Source organism: Streptomyces sp. NPDC044033 (genome assembly GCF_056434425.1).
This window is the reverse complement of the sequence record NZ_JBWKFF010000020.1, coordinates 135,711-150,444: the sequence shown is the minus strand read 5'-3', so window position 1 is coordinate 150,444 and position 14,734 is coordinate 135,711. Positions and strand designations below refer to the sequence as shown.

16 protein-coding genes are annotated in these 14,734 nt (G+C 71.5%); 5 read left to right on the top strand and 11 right to left on the bottom strand.

The window, feature by feature from the left end; all coding sequences use genetic code 11:
• Window positions 1-213: 213 nt before the first annotated feature.
• Entirely contained in the window at window positions 214-408 is a 195-nt protein-coding gene (locus AC07AB_RS30550) for a DUF397 domain-containing protein (protein ID WP_478573542.1), read from the bottom strand.
• A gap of 11 nt (window positions 409-419) precedes the next feature.
• Complete coding sequence (locus AC07AB_RS30545; protein WP_478573539.1) at window positions 420-1,274, bottom strand: helix-turn-helix domain-containing protein; 855 nt, start codon at window positions 1,272-1,274, stop codon at window positions 420-422.
• Window positions 1,275-1,514: 240 nt separating this feature from the next.
• Here AC07AB_RS30545 and AC07AB_RS30540 point away from each other — a divergent pair, with 240 nt between their 5' ends.
• Window positions 1,515-2,066: an ATP-binding protein gene (locus AC07AB_RS30540; protein WP_478573537.1), complete on the top strand. Its 552-nt coding sequence runs from the start codon at window positions 1,515-1,517 to the stop codon at window positions 2,064-2,066.
• Between the two features lie 28 nt (window positions 2,067-2,094).
• Here AC07AB_RS30540 and AC07AB_RS30535 read toward each other — a convergent pair whose 3' ends face one another.
• Complete coding sequence (locus AC07AB_RS30535) at window positions 2,095-4,317, bottom strand: MMPL family transporter (RefSeq protein WP_478573535.1); 2,223 nt, start codon at window positions 4,315-4,317, stop codon at window positions 2,095-2,097.
• A 480-nt stretch (window positions 4,318-4,797) separates the two neighbouring features.
• On the opposite strand from AC07AB_RS30535, the gene AC07AB_RS30530 reads away from it, so the two are divergent.
• Together AC07AB_RS30530 and AC07AB_RS30525 are read left to right on the top strand one after the other, a co-directional pair.
• Entirely contained in the window at window positions 4,798-6,072 is a 1,275-nt protein-coding gene (locus AC07AB_RS30530) for a sensor histidine kinase (protein ID WP_478573532.1), read from the top strand.
• Window positions 6,069-6,851, top strand: a complete 783-nt coding sequence (locus AC07AB_RS30525) for a response regulator (RefSeq protein ID WP_478573530.1) — start codon at window positions 6,069-6,071, stop codon at window positions 6,849-6,851. Before AC07AB_RS30530 ends, AC07AB_RS30525 begins: the two co-directional genes overlap by 4 nt.
• A 58-nt stretch (window positions 6,852-6,909) precedes the next feature.
• Here the strand turns inward: AC07AB_RS30525 and AC07AB_RS30520 are convergent, their stop codons facing one another.
• The 8 genes from AC07AB_RS30520 to AC07AB_RS30485 all read right to left on the bottom strand — a co-directional run bounded on the left by AC07AB_RS30520 (window position 6,910) and on the right by AC07AB_RS30485 (window position 11,791).
• Window positions 6,910-7,077 (bottom strand): hypothetical protein, encoded by a 168-nt coding sequence (locus AC07AB_RS30520; protein ID WP_478573527.1) that lies wholly within the window; start codon window positions 7,075-7,077, stop codon window positions 6,910-6,912.
• 74 nt (window positions 7,078-7,151) lie between these two features.
• The gene (locus tag AC07AB_RS30515; RefSeq protein WP_478573525.1) at window positions 7,152-8,243 is read right to left on the bottom strand and encodes a cation diffusion facilitator family transporter; all 1,092 of its coding nucleotides are present in this window, start codon (window positions 8,241-8,243) and stop codon (window positions 7,152-7,154) included.
• 12 nt (window positions 8,244-8,255) lie between these two features.
• Window positions 8,256-8,570: a gas vesicle protein gene (locus tag AC07AB_RS30510; RefSeq protein WP_478573523.1), complete on the bottom strand. Its 315-nt coding sequence runs from the start codon at window positions 8,568-8,570 to the stop codon at window positions 8,256-8,258.
• Entirely contained in the window at window positions 8,567-9,691 is a 1,125-nt protein-coding gene (locus tag AC07AB_RS30505) for an SRPBCC family protein (RefSeq protein ID WP_478573521.1), read from the bottom strand. The genes AC07AB_RS30510 and AC07AB_RS30505 overlap by 4 nt, the downstream gene beginning before the upstream one ends.
• Entirely contained in the window at window positions 9,684-10,397 is a 714-nt protein-coding gene (locus tag AC07AB_RS30500; protein WP_478573518.1) for a DNA primase, read from the bottom strand. Before AC07AB_RS30500 ends, AC07AB_RS30505 begins: the two co-directional genes overlap by 8 nt.
• A complete protein-coding gene (locus AC07AB_RS30495; RefSeq protein WP_478573515.1) occupies window positions 10,394-10,639 on the bottom strand; it encodes a gas vesicle protein GvpG in 246 nt (81 codons plus the stop codon). Before AC07AB_RS30495 ends, AC07AB_RS30500 begins: the two co-directional genes overlap by 4 nt.
• 4 nt (window positions 10,640-10,643) lie before the next feature.
• Window positions 10,644-11,360 (bottom strand): GvpL/GvpF family gas vesicle protein, encoded by a 717-nt coding sequence (locus AC07AB_RS30490; RefSeq protein ID WP_478573512.1) that lies wholly within the window; start codon window positions 11,358-11,360, stop codon window positions 10,644-10,646.
• Window positions 11,357-11,791, bottom strand: a complete 435-nt coding sequence (locus AC07AB_RS30485) for a gas vesicle structural protein GvpA (RefSeq protein WP_478573510.1) — start codon at window positions 11,789-11,791, stop codon at window positions 11,357-11,359. Before AC07AB_RS30485 ends, AC07AB_RS30490 begins: the two co-directional genes overlap by 4 nt.
• Window positions 11,792-12,460: 669 nt before the next feature.
• Here AC07AB_RS30485 and AC07AB_RS30480 point away from each other — a divergent pair.
• Together AC07AB_RS30480 and AC07AB_RS30475 are read left to right on the top strand one after the other, a co-directional pair.
• Window positions 12,461-13,564, top strand: coding sequence for an enolase C-terminal domain-like protein (locus tag AC07AB_RS30480; RefSeq protein ID WP_478573507.1), 1,104 nt, complete (start codon window positions 12,461-12,463; stop codon window positions 13,562-13,564).
• Between the two features lie 297 nt (window positions 13,565-13,861).
• On the top strand, window positions 13,862-14,416 hold the full coding sequence (locus tag AC07AB_RS30475) for a hemerythrin domain-containing protein (RefSeq protein ID WP_478573505.1): 555 nt from the start codon (window positions 13,862-13,864) through the stop codon (window positions 14,414-14,416).
• Window positions 14,417-14,734 lie beyond the last annotated feature (318 nt).

Here is a 14,734-nt window from a genome sequence, read left to right as displayed (position 1 = left end):
CATGCCCTGGTCGTAACCGACGTGCGGGCAGGGGGAGTTACGCCGCCCCGGGCGTGGGTGCCTTGACTGCGAGTCCAGGTTCGCGACGTATGGTGACCGTAGCGTTACGGCTGCTGCGCGGCAAGTATGCTACGTGACAGATATGCCGATTGGGTTATGACAAGAGCCCCTCGCCGCTGAGGCTGAGGGGCTCGGTCGCTGGTCAGCGATGTGTCAACCGGAGAAGTGGTCGAACTTCCCAGCCCGGACACCCTTGATGAGGGCGGCAAATTTGCTACGGCTCGTGCTCGTCAGTGCGTTCGGGGTGTCACTCTCGCGGATCATTATGGTGCCGCCCTGCTCCGCGATCTCGACGCAGTTCTCGCCCCCTGCGCCGGAGAAGGAAGACTTCTGCCACTTCAGTTCCATGCTTGGATTTCTCACAGTTCTCGCGCGATGTGGTGGATTAGCTGCCTTGATTCTGTCGCGTCAAGCGAGGCAGCTTCCGCTGTGTCGAGCAGTGCCCGGTATTTCTTGAGTTCGGCGTCGGCATCCAGGAAACGTCCTCCCAATGCGCTGTCGATCTGGACGGTGTCGAGCTGCGGAACGACGCCGCCGGCGTACAGGACGGGTTGCGTGGCTTCAATGAAGCTTTCGCATGTGAAGGGGATGACGCGGATGGTGACGCTGGGCCACTCCGAAACCTCCATGAGGTATTCGAGCTGCGACTTCGCTACCTTACGTCCGCCGAAACGCATGCGCAGCGCGGCCTCGTGGATGACCGCCTCGAACTGTGGCGGATCTTGTCGGTCGAAGACGCTCCGGCGTCGCATCCGGTGCTCGACGCGCACGTCTGCCTCGTTGGAGGGGAGGGCGGGGACGTGGCCGGAGTAGATGGCGCGGGCGTATTCCTCGGTCTGGAAGATGCCGGGCAGAGTGACGGATTGCATGGAGCGCATGAAGGTTGCGTGGTATTCAAGCTCCGCGATATCGAGGAATCCCGGAGCGAGCAGCCCGCGGTACTCGTCCCACCAGAATTGGCCGCGATGCTCGCGCGCTATGGCGCAGAGTGCGTCAATCAATCCTGTGTCGTCGCACGAGTAGAAGGTGGCCAACCGGCGGATGCGTTCCTCGGAAACGCCGATTCTGCCGGATTCGGTGTGGCTGATCTTCGCTTGATCGGTCGACAGCAAACCGGCCGCCTCGCGTGCTGCCCTGCCCGCGCTCTCGCGCAGCTTCCGCAGCTCGGCACCCAAACGCGCCTGACGTGCGGTCGGGTTGTCCCTCGCTGGCATGTCACCTTCCCCTGTCTGGTCAGAGTGTCCCGCGTAACCGTGCCATGGTCCACCCGTTCGCACTAGCAGTGCCTACCTACTTGCTACGTAGCATGTATGCCACTAGCTTTCAGGCAGCACCGCGCCCCATGCCAGTAAGACCGCAGTGCAGCCGCTCGGGCATGCCCACAGCCGTGGCCCGTGGAGGTTGAGCCATGGCGGCAAGCAGCGCGTGCTACAGACGCGTTGGGAGACGTAGCCATGAGCCTTGTACCCCGTAACCGCCATCCGGAAGTTCCGCAACGCCAGTCGTTCCGCGTAAGCCTGCCGAGCGGCATCCTGGCCCCGAAGATTGCCCGGACCCTCGTAGCCGATCTTCTGGTCCTGACCGACCACGGCTGTCTCGTCGATCCGGCCGAGCTCCTCGTGAGCGAGATCGTCACCAACGTTCATATGCACACCGGCACACCTGTCGTGCACGTCGATGTGGCGGTGCGGTTCGCCCGAGTCCGGGTGGCCGTGTGGGATGACGCGCCCTACGTACGGCCGCAGTTGCGAGAGGAACGGGATGGCGACGAGCGGGGGCGCGGGTTGCACCTCGTTCATGCGTTGGCGTCGCACTGGGGAGTGACGTGGCCCCGCAGAGGCGAGCAATCCATCGCCAAACACGTGTGGTTCGCGCTCGATCACGAGGACAGAGGGGAGATCGCGGCGTGTGCCGTCGCTTCGGCTCCCCTGAAGGCGAACCCGAACCCGAACCCGAACCCGAATCCGTACCCGAATCCGAACCCGAACCCGGTGCCGCCTATGTGACGAGTGTCGATCGCCCGGCGAGGAAGCCTCAGTACGTCCGGACCTGTTCGGGCTCCCGGGCGGCGCGCTCGGTCGTACGGTGCTGGTGCTGCGGGCCCCCGTCGCCCGCGGCGGGCCGTGGGCGGACCGGCCACCAGATGGCCCGGCCCAGGAGGGCGGCGAGGGCCGGGACCAGCACCAGAGAGAGGACGAGCGCGGAGAGCATGATGCCGAGCGCCATCGCGAAGGCGACCTGTTCGCTTCCCGGGGTCGTGGCGAGCGTGGCGAAGGAGCCGGCCAGCACCACTCCGGCCAGTGCGATGGTCGGTGTCGTCTGCCGTACCGCGCGGCCCACGGCGGCGCGGGCCGGGCCCGGCTGGCGCATCTCCTCGCGGATCCGGTCGGAGATCAGGATGTTGTAGTCGGTGCCCAGTGCCACGACGAACAGGAACAGCACCAGGGGGAGGGAGAAGTTGACGCCCGGTTTGCCGAGCGCGTGCTGGAACAGCAGGGCGGCGGCGCCGAGGGTGGCGGCGAAGCCGAGCCCGACGGAGAGCATCAGGACGATCGGCGCGAGGAGGCTGCGCAGGAGCAGCAGGAGGATGAGCGCGATCAGCGCCGCCGCGACCGGGAACACGATCTTCAGGTCGTGGTCGACGGCGGTCGCGACGTCGGCGAAGATCGCCGCCGTCCCGCCCACGTGGGCCGTCAGCCCGGCGGGCGTGTGCCGGGCGACCGCGGTCCGGATCGGCCCGGAGACCAGGTCGCGGGCGCGCTGGGTCTGCGCGTCGGCGGTCGGGTAGAGGTCGATCCGGGCGGCGTGGTGGTCCTTGTTCAGGACGGTCGGTGCGACCTGGCCCACGCCCTCGACCTCGGCGAGTGAGCGGGAGAGGCCGTCGAGCGCGCCGGTGGTGAGGGGGCCGCCGTGGTCGGCGGTGACGTAGACGCTCGTCGGGTCCGACACCCCGGCCGGCAGCGCGCGGGAGATCTCGGCCGCGGTGGTCGCGGCGGGCGTCCGCTCGCCGGAGTCGCCCCGGCCGTAGTCCATGCGGATGCCGGTCAGCCCGGCGGCCAGTGCGGCGAGGAGGGCGACGGAGGCCAGCAGCATCATCAGCGGACGCCGCGTGATCAGCGCTCCGAAGCGGGCGGCGCGGCCGTCGCGCGGCTCCTGGCGCAGGGTCCGGCCGGGCCAGAACATCTTGCGCCCGGCGGCCGCGAGCAGCGCCGGCATCAGGGTGAGGCTGCCGAGCAGCATCACCAGGACGGCGACGGCTATCGCGGGGCCCAGCGAGCGGAACTGCCCGAACGTCGCCAGGCCCAGCGTCGCGAACGCGGCCACGATGGTCAGCGCCGCCGAGGTGATCGCGGTGCCCACCCGGGCGGAGACCTGTTCCGCCGCCTCGCGGGCGGGCTGCTCGGGCCGGGTGCGCAGGTGCTCGCGGAAGCGGAACAGCAGGAACAGCAGGTAGTCGATGCCGATGCCGAGCAGGACCACGTTGAGCAGCGCCGGGGTGCTCGCGTCGAGCTTGCGCCCGGTGAGCAGCGCGGCCCCCGAGACGGCCCCCGCCGCCACGAAACCGATGACGGCGACTGCGAGCAGCGGCAGCAGGGACGCCAGCGCACTGCGGAACACCAGCACGTTGAGCAGGATGATGAGCCCCATGACGAGGGCGCTGCCGACCTTCGCGGCGATCTCGTGGGCATCGGTGGTGTCGACGGTCTCGGCGAGGCCCCCGGTGAACCCGGTGCGCATCCCGGCCTCGGAGAACTGCGTCTTGGCCGCGTCCCGGAAGGCCCGGTAGACGCCCTGCACCCCCTTGTCCGTGGGGTTCCCGAGCAACTGGACGCCGAGCAGTTCGAAACTCCGGTCGGGCGCCGTCATCGCCGGGGCGACCCGGGGCGTCTGGGAGCGGTCCGGGATCAGGAACTGCGGGCCGTCGTCCTCCCTGGGCATGGTCACCCGGCGGTGCGACAGCTTCGCCGCCTCGGCCGCGATCCGCTCACGGTCGGCGGCGCCGAGAGCCTTGCCGTCGGAACGTGCGACCAGCACCGTCACCGTGGTGGCGTCGGGGTCCACCCCGAACCGCTCCTGGGCGATCTGCTGCGCGGCGGCCGAGTCGTAGGAGCGGGGCAGGAAGTCCCCGGTCTGGGGCTGGGTGACGCGGGAGATCAGCGTCGGGGTGAGGGCGCTCAGTGCGACACCCAGCACCACCCAGATGACGATGACCTTCCATGGGTGCGTGGTGGAGTACCGGGTCAGGGCGCGGATCACGTTGTCCTCCGACGGACGGGCTTGAGGGCTTACGGGCGTACGGGCTTACGGGCCTGAGGGCGTACGGGCTTGAGGGCGTACGGGCTTGAGGTGGGGCGGCGTCTGCCGGGCGGCTTACGGGCTTGCGCGGGGGATGGGCTGAGGGGACGACGGGCTGCGAGGGGGCTGAGCGGGGGGGCGTCCGCCGGGGCGGACAGGCATGGATACGGGCGTGGGCCGGGGGCTCCCGGCCGGGTCTCCAGACCATCACTCCGAGGGGCCGCCGAGCGTCGTGGCAGCGGATGATCCAGGCCGGGGGACCTGGGGCCTTCCCCGGCGCGTGACCAGGACCCTGGTCCCGGTCCGGGACCGGCCCTGGTCAGGGGGGCGAGGGGCCGGGGGCCAGGGGGCCGGGGGCCGCCAACCGCTCCCGCCGCTCCCGCCGCGACCTCTGTGCAACCCTGTTCAGGGGGCCGGGAGGCCGGACACAGAGGAACAGACATGCCCAGGAGCCGACACACCGGTCCCGGCGACGCCCAGGAGCCGCCGCACCTCGACAGCGCCGAGCCGCCGTGGTCGCGCAACGACGCGCTCGTGACCGCCGGGGCCTGCGCGATGAACCTGCTCAGTTACGTGTTCTTCGACGCACCCGGCGGCCGGAACGAGGTGAGCGTGGCCGGGTTCCTCCTCGTGGCGCTGGCGGCCATGCCGCTGCTCGCCCGGCGCCGCCACCCGGTCGCGACGCTCGCCGCCGTCCTGGCGCTCGACGCGACGGCGGCCCTGACCGTGCCGCTGCCCAGCCACTTCGGCGCCGTCCTGGTGGTCGCCGTGTACCAGGTCGCCAGAGCCTGCACCGGCCGGGTGACGGCGGTCGCGGCCGTCGCGACGGTGGCGGTGACGCTGCTGAGCCAGAGCGGCGGCCGAGTTCCGCCCTGGCAGGAAGTGATCACCCCGCCCCTCTCCACCCTGATCGTCGTCGGCACCGCGCTGGCGGTGAACCGCTGGCAGCGCGAGGTGGCGGCCAACCGCAGGCTCCTCGCCGACCGCGCGGTGGCCGACGAACGCCGCCGCATCGCAAGGGAGTTGCACGACATCGTGGCCCACCACATCACCACCATGCAGCTGATGGCCGGTGGCGCCCGCGCCAACCTCGCCGAGCCGGAGGTCGTCCGCGACGCGCTGGTCACCCTGGAGTCCTCCGGACGGCTCGCGCTGCGCGAGATGCGCCAGCTCCTCGACGTACTGCGGGCCGGCGACGAACCCGAGACCGCGCCGTCGCTGCCCCAGCCCGGCGCCGACGACCTCGACCGCCTGGTGGCGGAGTCCCGCCTCGCCGGGCTGCCGACCGAGTTCGGCGTCCACGGGCCGCCGCGTCCGCTGCCGCCGACCGTCGGCCTCACGGTGTTCAGGATCGCCCAGGAGGCGCTCACCAACGCCCGCAAGTACGCGGGGACCGCCCGCGCGTCCGTACATCTGACGTACCGTCAGGGCGAGGTCACCGTCGAGGTACAGGACGACGGCGGTGGCGCTCCGCCGCAGGAAGGGGCGGCGGCGGGCTCGGGCGGTTACGGACTGATCGGCATGCGCGAGCGCGTCGCCCTGCACGGCGGCACCCTCACCGCCGGCCCGCGGCCCGACGGGGGGTTCGCCGTGGTGGCCGACCTGCCGCTGACCGCTGACGAGGCGGACGAGGCGGATGAGTCGGGCGAGATGATCGAGTCGGTCGAGTCGGATGATGCGGACGCGGCCGTCCAGCACGAGGGAGCGCACCGATGACCGGGACCGGGGCCACGCCGACGCCCACGCCCACGCCCACGCCCACGCAGACGTCGACCCCGCCGAGGATCAGGGTGCTGATCGTGGACGATCAGCCGCTGGTAAGGCGGGGCCTGTCGCTGATCCTCTCCCCCGAGCCGGACTTCGAGGTGGTGGGGGAGGCCGAGAACGGCGCGCAGGCCGTCACCCTCGCCCACCGACTGCTCCCCGACGTCGTGGTGATGGACGTCCGGATGCCCGTACTCGACGGGGTCGGCGCGACCGAGGAGCTCGCCGCCACCCTGCCCGGCTGCCGGGTCCTGGCCCTCAGCACCTTCGACCTCGACGAGTACGTCGTGGGGGCCCTGCGCGCCGGAGCCTACGGTTTCCTGCCCAAGGACAGTTCCCCGGAGGACCTGAGCGCGGCGATCCGCACCGTCCACGCCGGCGAGGCCGTCGTCGCGCCGCGCCTGCTCACCCGGCTGATCTCCACCTACGTACGGGCCCCCGGCGGGGCGCGACCGGTCCCCGCCACCCGGGACGGCGCCACCGCCCGGGGCGAACTCACCGCCCGCGAAGTCGAGGTGTGGCGCCTGATGGCCACCGGCCTCGACAACACGGGGATCTCCCGCACCCTGGGCATCAGCCTTTCCACGGTCAAGAACTACATCACCAGCATCTTCGACAAGCTCGCCGTCCGCGACCGCGCCCAGGCGGTCATCGCGGCCTACGAAACGGGCCTGGTCACCGCCCGTACGGCAGCCGAAGTCCCGCCCGGCGGCGATGGGCCCACCGGATAGCGGGTACTAGCGGGTAATGGCGGGTGCAGAAAGGCGCGGGCCCGTATGGGAGCCGTGCTCAACCCCGGGCGTCGTCGTTCGCGGCGGCCCGTACCGCGGTCAACTCGAAGGGCCCTGGTTCCGCCGGTGGCAGCATCACTTCCTCGTACCGGCCGAGCGCCAGCATCATGCCGAGTGCCGCGGGCGGTATCAGTAAGGCGATGAGTACGACGGCGAGCGCTGCCATGACCCTGTCCTTCCGTGAGAACAGCATCCGGGTCACCCGCGCGCGCCCGCGCAAACCCCGCTGCGCCGGCGCTGTCACGGCCTCTTCGGGGGCGCCTCCGTCACGTCGAGGAACACCTGGTCGGCCTGGGGCCAGGTCTGTGCCACGGAGCGTTTGACGCGTTCCGAGACCGTCTCGACCTCCTCGCTGTCGAGGCCGGGCACCAGGTCGATACGGGCCGCCACGAGCGTCGAATCGAGGCCGAGCCGCATGGTGAGCAGCGTGGCCACGTTGTCGATCTCGGGCTGGGCGTCCAGCAGGGCCCGTATCCGGCCCCGCAGCTCCGGGTCGACGGCCTCGCCGATGAGCTGCTCCCTGGCGTCCTTGCCGAGGCGGTAGGCCACGTACACGAGCAGCACCCCGATGGAGAGCGAGGCGGCGGCCTCCCAGAGCACCTTGCCCGTGGCCATGTGCAGGGCCATCCCGCCGATGGCGAGCAGAACGCCGAGCACGGCGGTGCCGTCCTCGGCGACGACGGTACGCAGCGCGGGGTCGTCGCCCAGGCCCGTACCGGGCTGCTTGCGCACCTGGTGCAGCGCGCGCAGCAGCGATCCGCCCTCGGCGGCCAGGGCCACGCCGAGGACCGCGAGGCCGGTCACGTAGCCGCCGGTGGTCTCCTGCTCGTGCGACCGCAGCGCCTCGACGCCCTGGAAGAAGGAGAAGCAGCCGCCCATCACGAAGATGCCGACGGCGGCGAGCAGCGACCAGAAGTACCGTTCCTTGCCGTAGCCGAAGGGGTGCCGGGCGTCGGCCGGGCGGCGGCTGCGGCGCAGGGCGGCCAGCAGGAAGACCTCGTTCAGGCTGTCGGCGACGGAGTGCGCGGCTTCGGAGAGCAGCGCGGGAGACCCGGTGGCCAGGCCGCCGACCGCCTTCGCCGCGGCGATGAGCAGATTGGCGGCCAGCGCCACCAGGACCGTCACTCGGGTTTTCCGGTCCGTACGGTCCTGATCATCCGTACGGGCGTGGTCCGCAGGGTTCTGGTCCGCAGGGTCCTGGTCGGTACGGACCTGATCATCCGGACGGATTTGATCCGTACGGGCCTGATCCGCCTGGCCGGTACGACCGGCCGGACCCTCCCGGCCGGGCCCGCCCTCCAGGCCGGCCCGGTCCGTGGGGTCCGCGGTCACCGCATGGGCCGATCAGGCCGTGTCACGGCGTTCCAGCTCCGCCAGCCGATGCTGCAACCGTTCGTTCTCCGCGGCGAGTTCGCGGTGATGGGCGCCGGAGGACAGCGACGGATCGTCCTCCCACCAGTCGATGCCCATCTCCTTCGCCTTGTCGACGGAGGCGACGATCAGCCGGAGCTTGATGGTCAGCAGCTCGATGTCGAGCAGGTTGATCCGGATGTCGCCCGCGATGACGATGCCCTTGTCGAGTACGCGCTCCAGGATGTCGGCGAGGTTCGCGCCGCCTTCGGAGCCGTACGTACCGGGGAGGCGGCTCGCGGTCGTCATCGGCGGCCACGGTTCCCGGCGTGCGCGTACTCCCGCTGCTTGCGCGCGTCCGTACTCTCGTCATCCTCGTCGTCCTCGTCGACCGGCTCGTCTTCGTACTCCGCGTCTTCGTCCGCTTCAGCTTCCGCTTCCACTTCGGAGTCCTCGGCGTCGTCCTCGGCCTCGTCTTCGTACGCGGCTTCGCCGTCGTCCTCGGCTTCCTCCTCGGCCTCGTCCGCGGGCCCGTACTGCTCCTCCTCGGCCTCGTCCTCTTCCGAACGGTCTTCCTCGCGGCCCTCCTCGCGGCCCTCCTCGCGCTCCTCTTCCTCCGCGACCGCGTCCTCGTGGCTGACCACCACCTCGCCGTCCCGGATCTCGCCCCGCCAGCCGTCCTGGGCCTCACCGCGCAGCGAGATGTGCCGCGCGAAGTTCTTGAGATCCAGCCGGGCGCGGCGGCCCTGGGCGCGCCAGATGTTGCCGGTCCGCTCGAAGAGGCCCTTCGGGTAGTACTCGATGATCAGCAGCACCCGGGTGAGGCTCTCGCCCAGCGCGTGGAAGGTGACGACGCCCTTGGTGGTGCCCTTGGCGCCTTCCGACGTCCATACGATCCGGGCGTCGGGCACCTGCTCGGTGGTGCGGGCCTGCCAGCTGCGGCTCGACCAGAAGATCTTGAGCTTCCAGTTCGAGGTCGTGTCGTCCGCGGCGTCCGCGTTCCTGACGCCCTTGGCGAAGGTGGCGAACTCCTGGTACTGGGTCCACTGGTCGTACGCCTCGCGCACCGGGACCCCGACGTCCACGGACTCCACGATGACGGTCGGCTTCCGGCCGCCGCCGCCCTTCTTGCGCTTGCCGCCGCCCAGCCCCTTGGCCGTCTCCACCACGTTGTCCTTGAGGTGGGACGCGCCGGCCTCCAGGGCGCTGCGCACCGGGCCCTTGCCCTCGGTGATCTTCCGGCCGCTGTCGAGCGCCAGCTTCGCGAAGCCGGGGCTGCGGCCCTCGGCGATGTCGGTCAGCTTCACGGTGCTCTCGCCGAGCTTGCGGCCCGCGCCGGTGAGGAGGCGTTCGGCCTGGGCGAGTGCGTAGTGCTGGAGCTCCGTCTTGAGGCGGTCCACCGCCGGGTTGGCGGTCAGGGGCTCAGCCACGGTCGCCACCCGCCTTCGTCGTCCGCGTGCCGGAAGCCTTGCCGATCGCGTTGCCGGCCGTCTTCTTGGCGGGCGCCCTCTTCGCCGTACGCTGCGCGGACTTGGCGGCGCCGGTGGCCTTTCCGGCCGGGCCGGACCTGCGCGCGGCGGGCTTCCTGCGGGGTTCGCCGCTCGCGGTGGCGGATTCCTCCGCGTCGCCGTTCGCGTCGCCCTCCGCCGACCCGTCGCCCGTCGTCCCGCGCTTCGCCCGCTTGGACCGCGCCGATCCCGCGCCCGAGGCCGGATTCGATCCCGACCCCGATCCCGATCCCGACTTGGAGGCCGACTTCGGGCCCGAGCCCGACTCCGTCTCCTCGTCGCCGTCGTCGCCGGACACCCCCGGCACCACGCCCGACAACCGGTCCTGCACCCCGGACGTACGGTCGTGCAGCCGGTCCGCCAGACCCTCCAGCTGCCGGTTGACGAGTGCGCCGGTCGCGGCCTTGCCGACCCCGCGCAGGTCGTCCCGCAGCTGGTCGCCGATCTCCTTGAACTGGGGGTTGTCCGCCAGTTGCGCGGCGGCGAACTCCGCGATCGACTTCGGGTTCAGCTGGAGGCGTTTGCCCATCACCAGCGTCCCGATGCCGAAGGCGAACTTCGCCTTCTTCGTCCGCCCGAGCACATATCCCGCGCCCACGGCGAGCCCTACTGCCAGCCGGTTGTTCATATCTCTCCCGTTCTGCTCTGTAGCTTCTGCAACCGGTCGAGGAGTTCGTCCTCGCGCCGGTCGAATTCGTCCTCGCCGATCTCGCCCTCCTCCAACTGCCGCGAGAGCTCAGCAAGTTCGCGCTGGACGACCGACGGGTCGTAGTACTGCCGCTCGGCCTCGGTCAGCACCTGCCGCAGCACCCAACCGGTGCCGCGCAGCGGGGCGACGGGCAGGAGCAGCAGCTCTCCCAGGAGGCCCATGGCGTCACTCCACGAAGCTGTACGGCGGCAGGGGGCCGTTCACCCGCAGCACGAGGTGCGGGTTCTTCCGCCGCAGCGCCGCCACGGCGGCGACGAACTCCTCGCCCTGCTCCCGGTCCACGAGGAACGAGATGTTCGCCAGCCAGCCCCCGCTCGGCGGCCCGGGGCAGGTGTCCTCCGCGGCCCCTTCGAGGGCGTCTCGCAGCAGCGCCGCGTCCTGCGGCTCCCGCTTCTGCACCGCCGTCGCGACCAGCTCGCCGAGGCGCAGCCGCTCCTCCTGGCTCCCGCCGCCCGCCGCCTTGTTGGCCTCCCGCAGCTCCCGCAGCTCGGGGGCGTCGGCGAGCACCCGGTGGAGCACGGCGTCCTCGTCGTGGGTGGCCTTCACGTTGTACTCGGCCTTGCCGTCCAGGGTTTTGAGCCGTTCGAGGTAGTGCTCCTCGTGTTCGGTGAGCGCGGTCGTGACCGCGTCGTCGTCGGGCGAGACGCCGCCGAACCGCATCGGCAGCACGGGCCCGGCGCTGCTCGCCTCGGCGAGCACGTTCTGGTGTGCGAGCAGTTCGCGCCGCTTGGGCCTGAGGTCCGCCGGGGCGTCGCTCACCAGGGCCGCCAGCCGTCCCGCCGCGACGAGGCGCACGGGCTGCGGCGGGTCGCCGACGCCGCCGAGCTCCTCGGGGAGGGGTGGATGCGAGCTGCGAGTGATGCCGTAGACGTACGTGCTCACTCCTGCTCCTCCTTCCGGCTCCTCGAAGCGGTGCGCTTTGCCCGCGGCCTGGACTCGCCCTGGCCGCCCTGGCTCTCCTCGCGGGCCTGGCTGAACGCGTTCGACACGGTCTCGGCCGCGCCGGACAGGGCGCCCTTGGACTTGCCGCGGGCGCCGGACTCGGTCATCTCACCGACCAGGTCCGGCAGGCCGGGGTCCTTGCGCGGCCCGGACTCCAGGTCGAGCCGGTTGCACGCCTCGGCGAACCGCAGATAGGTGTCGACGCTCGCGACGACGACCCGTACGTCGATCTTCAGGATCTCGATGCCTACGAGCGAGACACGGACGAACGCGTCGATCACGAGCCCCCGGTCGAGAACGAGTTCCAGGACGTCGTACAGGCCACTGGTGCCGCCCGAGCCCCCGCCTTGTTGTGCCGGTACAACAGTCATCGCGTGCTGCCTTCCTCTCGTGGGGTGATGGGTCGGGTATGGGGGTGGGTTGAGCCTTGGGGTGGATCGATGTGGATCGATGTTGAGGTGACCGGATGGATGGGGCCGCGGTGCGGTGCGGGCCGGGGGATACGGGCCGTGCCGCCGGGCCGCTCTCCGCTTCGGAGTAGCCCTCAAGGGCGGGCCCAAACACCGCCGCGCCGTGCGTGCCGCTCCCAGGGGGCCTCCCGAATCGCCTCCCGAATCACCTCCGGCCCGCCTCCGAGGCGACGTGAAGACGCCTTCAAGTCGCCCTGATTACGCCGCCGAACCGCCCCGCGAACCGCCCCGCGAACCGCCCCGCGAACGGCCCCGTGAACCGCCCTCGCAGTGCCTCCGAACGGCCCTCGCACTGCCCCTCCGAACCGCCCTCGCACGGCCCCTCCGGACCGCCCTAGCGCTGCCCCCCCCCGAGTCGTCCTCAAGTCGCCTTCAAGCCGCCCTCAAAGCAGGGACTGGTCGCGGGTTTTCCGTCCGGTGCGTGGGATACCCGGACGCTACGACCGGGTACGGGTGCATCCCGGCAGGCGGGGGCCCGGCCCGCCGCCGGCCCGCCGATCGCGGGTGCGCAACGGCCGATCGCGGGTGTGGAGAGGTCAGCGAGCGCCTGCGGGGAGGAACCAAAGGCTCGTGAAACCCCAACTTCTCCTGGAACAACTGGCGGTATCCGCGTACTCCGTCCCCACCGACGCCCCCGAGGCCGACGCCACCCTCGACTGGGACAGGACGACCGTGGTGGTCGTGGAGGCCCGCGCCGGGACGGTGTACGGAACGGGCTGGACGTACGCCCCGGCCGCGGCCGGGCTGCTCGTCGACGAGCAGCTGGCGCCCGCGACCCTGGGCCGCTCGGCCCTGGACGTGCCCCGGCTGCACGACGAGATGTGCAGGGCGGTGCGCGACTCCGGCCGCCCCGGCATCGCCTCCTGCGCGATCTCGGCCGTGGACCTCGCCCTGTGGGACCTCAAGGCCCGGCAGTTCGAGGTCCCGTTGGTGGGGCTGCTCGGCGCGGCCCGCGACACGGTGCCCGTGTACGGCAGCGGCGGCTTCACCACGTACCACGACACGCATCTCGCCTCCCAGCTCAGCGGCTGGGTGCACGGCCAGGGCATTCCCCGGGTGAAGATCAAGATCGGCGAGTGCCGGGGCCGCGCCGTCGTCCGCGACCTGGCCCGGGTCCGGCAGGCCCGCCACATCATCGGCGACAAGGCCGAGCTGTACGTGGACGCGGCCGGCGGCTACAACCGCAAGCAGGCCGTACGCGTCGGCGGGGCGCTCGCCGAATACGGCGTCGGATGGCTGGAGGAGCCGGTCTCCGCCGACGACCTGAACGGCCTGCGGCTCATCCGCGACACCCTGGTCTGCGACGTCGCGGCCGGCAAGTTCGGCTACGACCTGCCGTACTTCGCGCGGATGGTGGGCGCGGGCGCGGTCGACTGCCTCCAGGCGGACGCCACCCGGTGCGGCGGGATCACGGAATTCCTCCGCGCGGCGGCGCTGGCGCAGGCGCACGGCCTGGAGATCTCGGCGCACTGCGCGCCGCACGCGCACGTCCACGCGGCGGCGGCCGTGCCCAACCTGCGGCACATCGAGTGGTTCCACGACCACGTACGCATCGAGTCGACGCTCTTCGACGGCGCCCTCGACCCCTCGGGCGGCGAACTGACCCCGGGCCAGGCGCCGGGCCACGGGCTGACACTGCGGCGCGAGGACATGGAGCCGTACCGCATCGCTTGAGGCGCTTGTCGCCGACGCCATCCGTCGCCGGCCCGGGTCCGCACGGCTGCCCGCTGCCCGTCGCTCTGCCCGCAGTCCCGCCCACCCGTCGTACGCGTCTCCGTGAGCCGGCCGAGCCCGACGAGCCGCTGCCCGCGGTCCACTCACCCGCGCCCCGCCCGTATGCCGTACGCGCTTTCCCCGGCCGCCTGTACCCGATGGTCCGGGGTGCTCCCGGAGGTTCCCGTTCCGGCGCACGGGTACTCGGACGGCCCGGCGGATTGTCGAGCCGGATCCCCCCCAAGGAGGCAACCGCACATGCCCGAACAGCAGGATGTCGTCGAGATGCTGGAGCGGCAGCACACCAGGATCCGCGACCTCTTCGAGAAGGCTGCCGGTGTCAAGGGGGACGAACGGACCCGCTACTTCCGCAAGTTGACGCACCTGCTCGCGGTGCACGAGACCGCGGAGGAGGAGGTCGTCCATCCGTTCGTGAGCACGCACGTCGACGGCGGGGTAGAGGTCGTCAAGTACCTGATCGAGGAGGAGGAGGGCACCAAGCGGGCCCTCGTCCGGCTGGAGGACATGGACCCCGACTCCCGGGAGTTCCTGAGCCTGTTCACGGCGCTGCGCCGGGACGTACGGGCGCACGCCGAGGCCGAGGAGCGCCACGAGTTCGCGCTTCTGCGGGCGGTCGCCGACCGGGGCCGGCTGGAGCGCCTGGCCTCCGCCGTGCAGGCGGCCGAGGCCCTCGCCCCGCCCCGGCCGCATCCGGGTATGGACAGGGCGCTGAGGAACCTCATGGCGGGCCCGATGGCCGGTGTCGTCGACCGCACCCGCGACGTCGTACGGAAGGCCATGGGCGCCCTCTGAGAGCCTGCGGCATCTCCCCGGCCGCGCGCGCGACGCCCGGCACACACGCTCACGGCGTCGCCGAAGCGCCCTGGCTGCCCCGCTGCGAGGACCTTCCACCGCCTTGCCGTCGCTCGCACGCACCGGACACCGCGCACTGACGCGGCCCGACCCGACCCGACCCAAGCCGATGCGACACGAGCTGGCCCGACGCGACCCGACCCGGAATACGCCCCAGGCTCTGAGCCCGGCCCGCGCGGGCAGCGGTGCGATCGGACATGGAGGTGGGACGGCCCGGAAGAGAGGGGGAAAGTCACCTCTGCTCCCCCATCCCTCATC

Excerpts from the sequence above, each read along its gene's own strand:
- AC07AB_RS30545 (WP_478573539.1), bottom strand. The coding sequence starts at position 1,274 with ATGCCAGCGAGGGACAACCCGACCGCACGTCAGGCGCGTTTGGGTGCC.
- AC07AB_RS30475 (WP_478573505.1), top strand. The coding sequence starts at position 13,862 with ATGCCCGAACAGCAGGATGTCGTCGAGATGCTGGAGCGGCAGCACACC.
- AC07AB_RS30525 (WP_478573530.1), top strand. The coding sequence starts at position 6,069 with ATGACCGGGACCGGGGCCACGCCGACGCCCACGCCCACGCCCACGCCC.
- AC07AB_RS30500 (WP_478573518.1), bottom strand. The coding sequence starts at position 10,397 with ATGAACAACCGGCTGGCAGTAGGGCTCGCCGTGGGCGCGGGATATGTG.
- AC07AB_RS30485 (WP_478573510.1), bottom strand. The coding sequence starts at position 11,791 with ATGACTGTTGTACCGGCACAACAAGGCGGGGGCTCGGGCGGCACCAGT.
- AC07AB_RS30495 (WP_478573515.1), bottom strand. The coding sequence starts at position 10,639 with ATGGGCCTCCTGGGAGAGCTGCTGCTCCTGCCCGTCGCCCCGCTGCGC.
- AC07AB_RS30540 (WP_478573537.1), top strand. The coding sequence starts at position 1,515 with ATGAGCCTTGTACCCCGTAACCGCCATCCGGAAGTTCCGCAACGCCAG.
- AC07AB_RS30550 (WP_478573542.1), bottom strand. The coding sequence starts at position 408 with ATGGAACTGAAGTGGCAGAAGTCTTCCTTCTCCGGCGCAGGGGGCGAG.
- AC07AB_RS30510 (WP_478573523.1), bottom strand. The coding sequence starts at position 8,570 with ATGACGACCGCGAGCCGCCTCCCCGGTACGTACGGCTCCGAAGGCGGC.
- AC07AB_RS30530 (WP_478573532.1), top strand. The coding sequence starts at position 4,798 with ATGCCCAGGAGCCGACACACCGGTCCCGGCGACGCCCAGGAGCCGCCG.
- AC07AB_RS30520 (WP_478573527.1), bottom strand. The coding sequence starts at position 7,077 with ATGGCAGCGCTCGCCGTCGTACTCATCGCCTTACTGATACCGCCCGCG.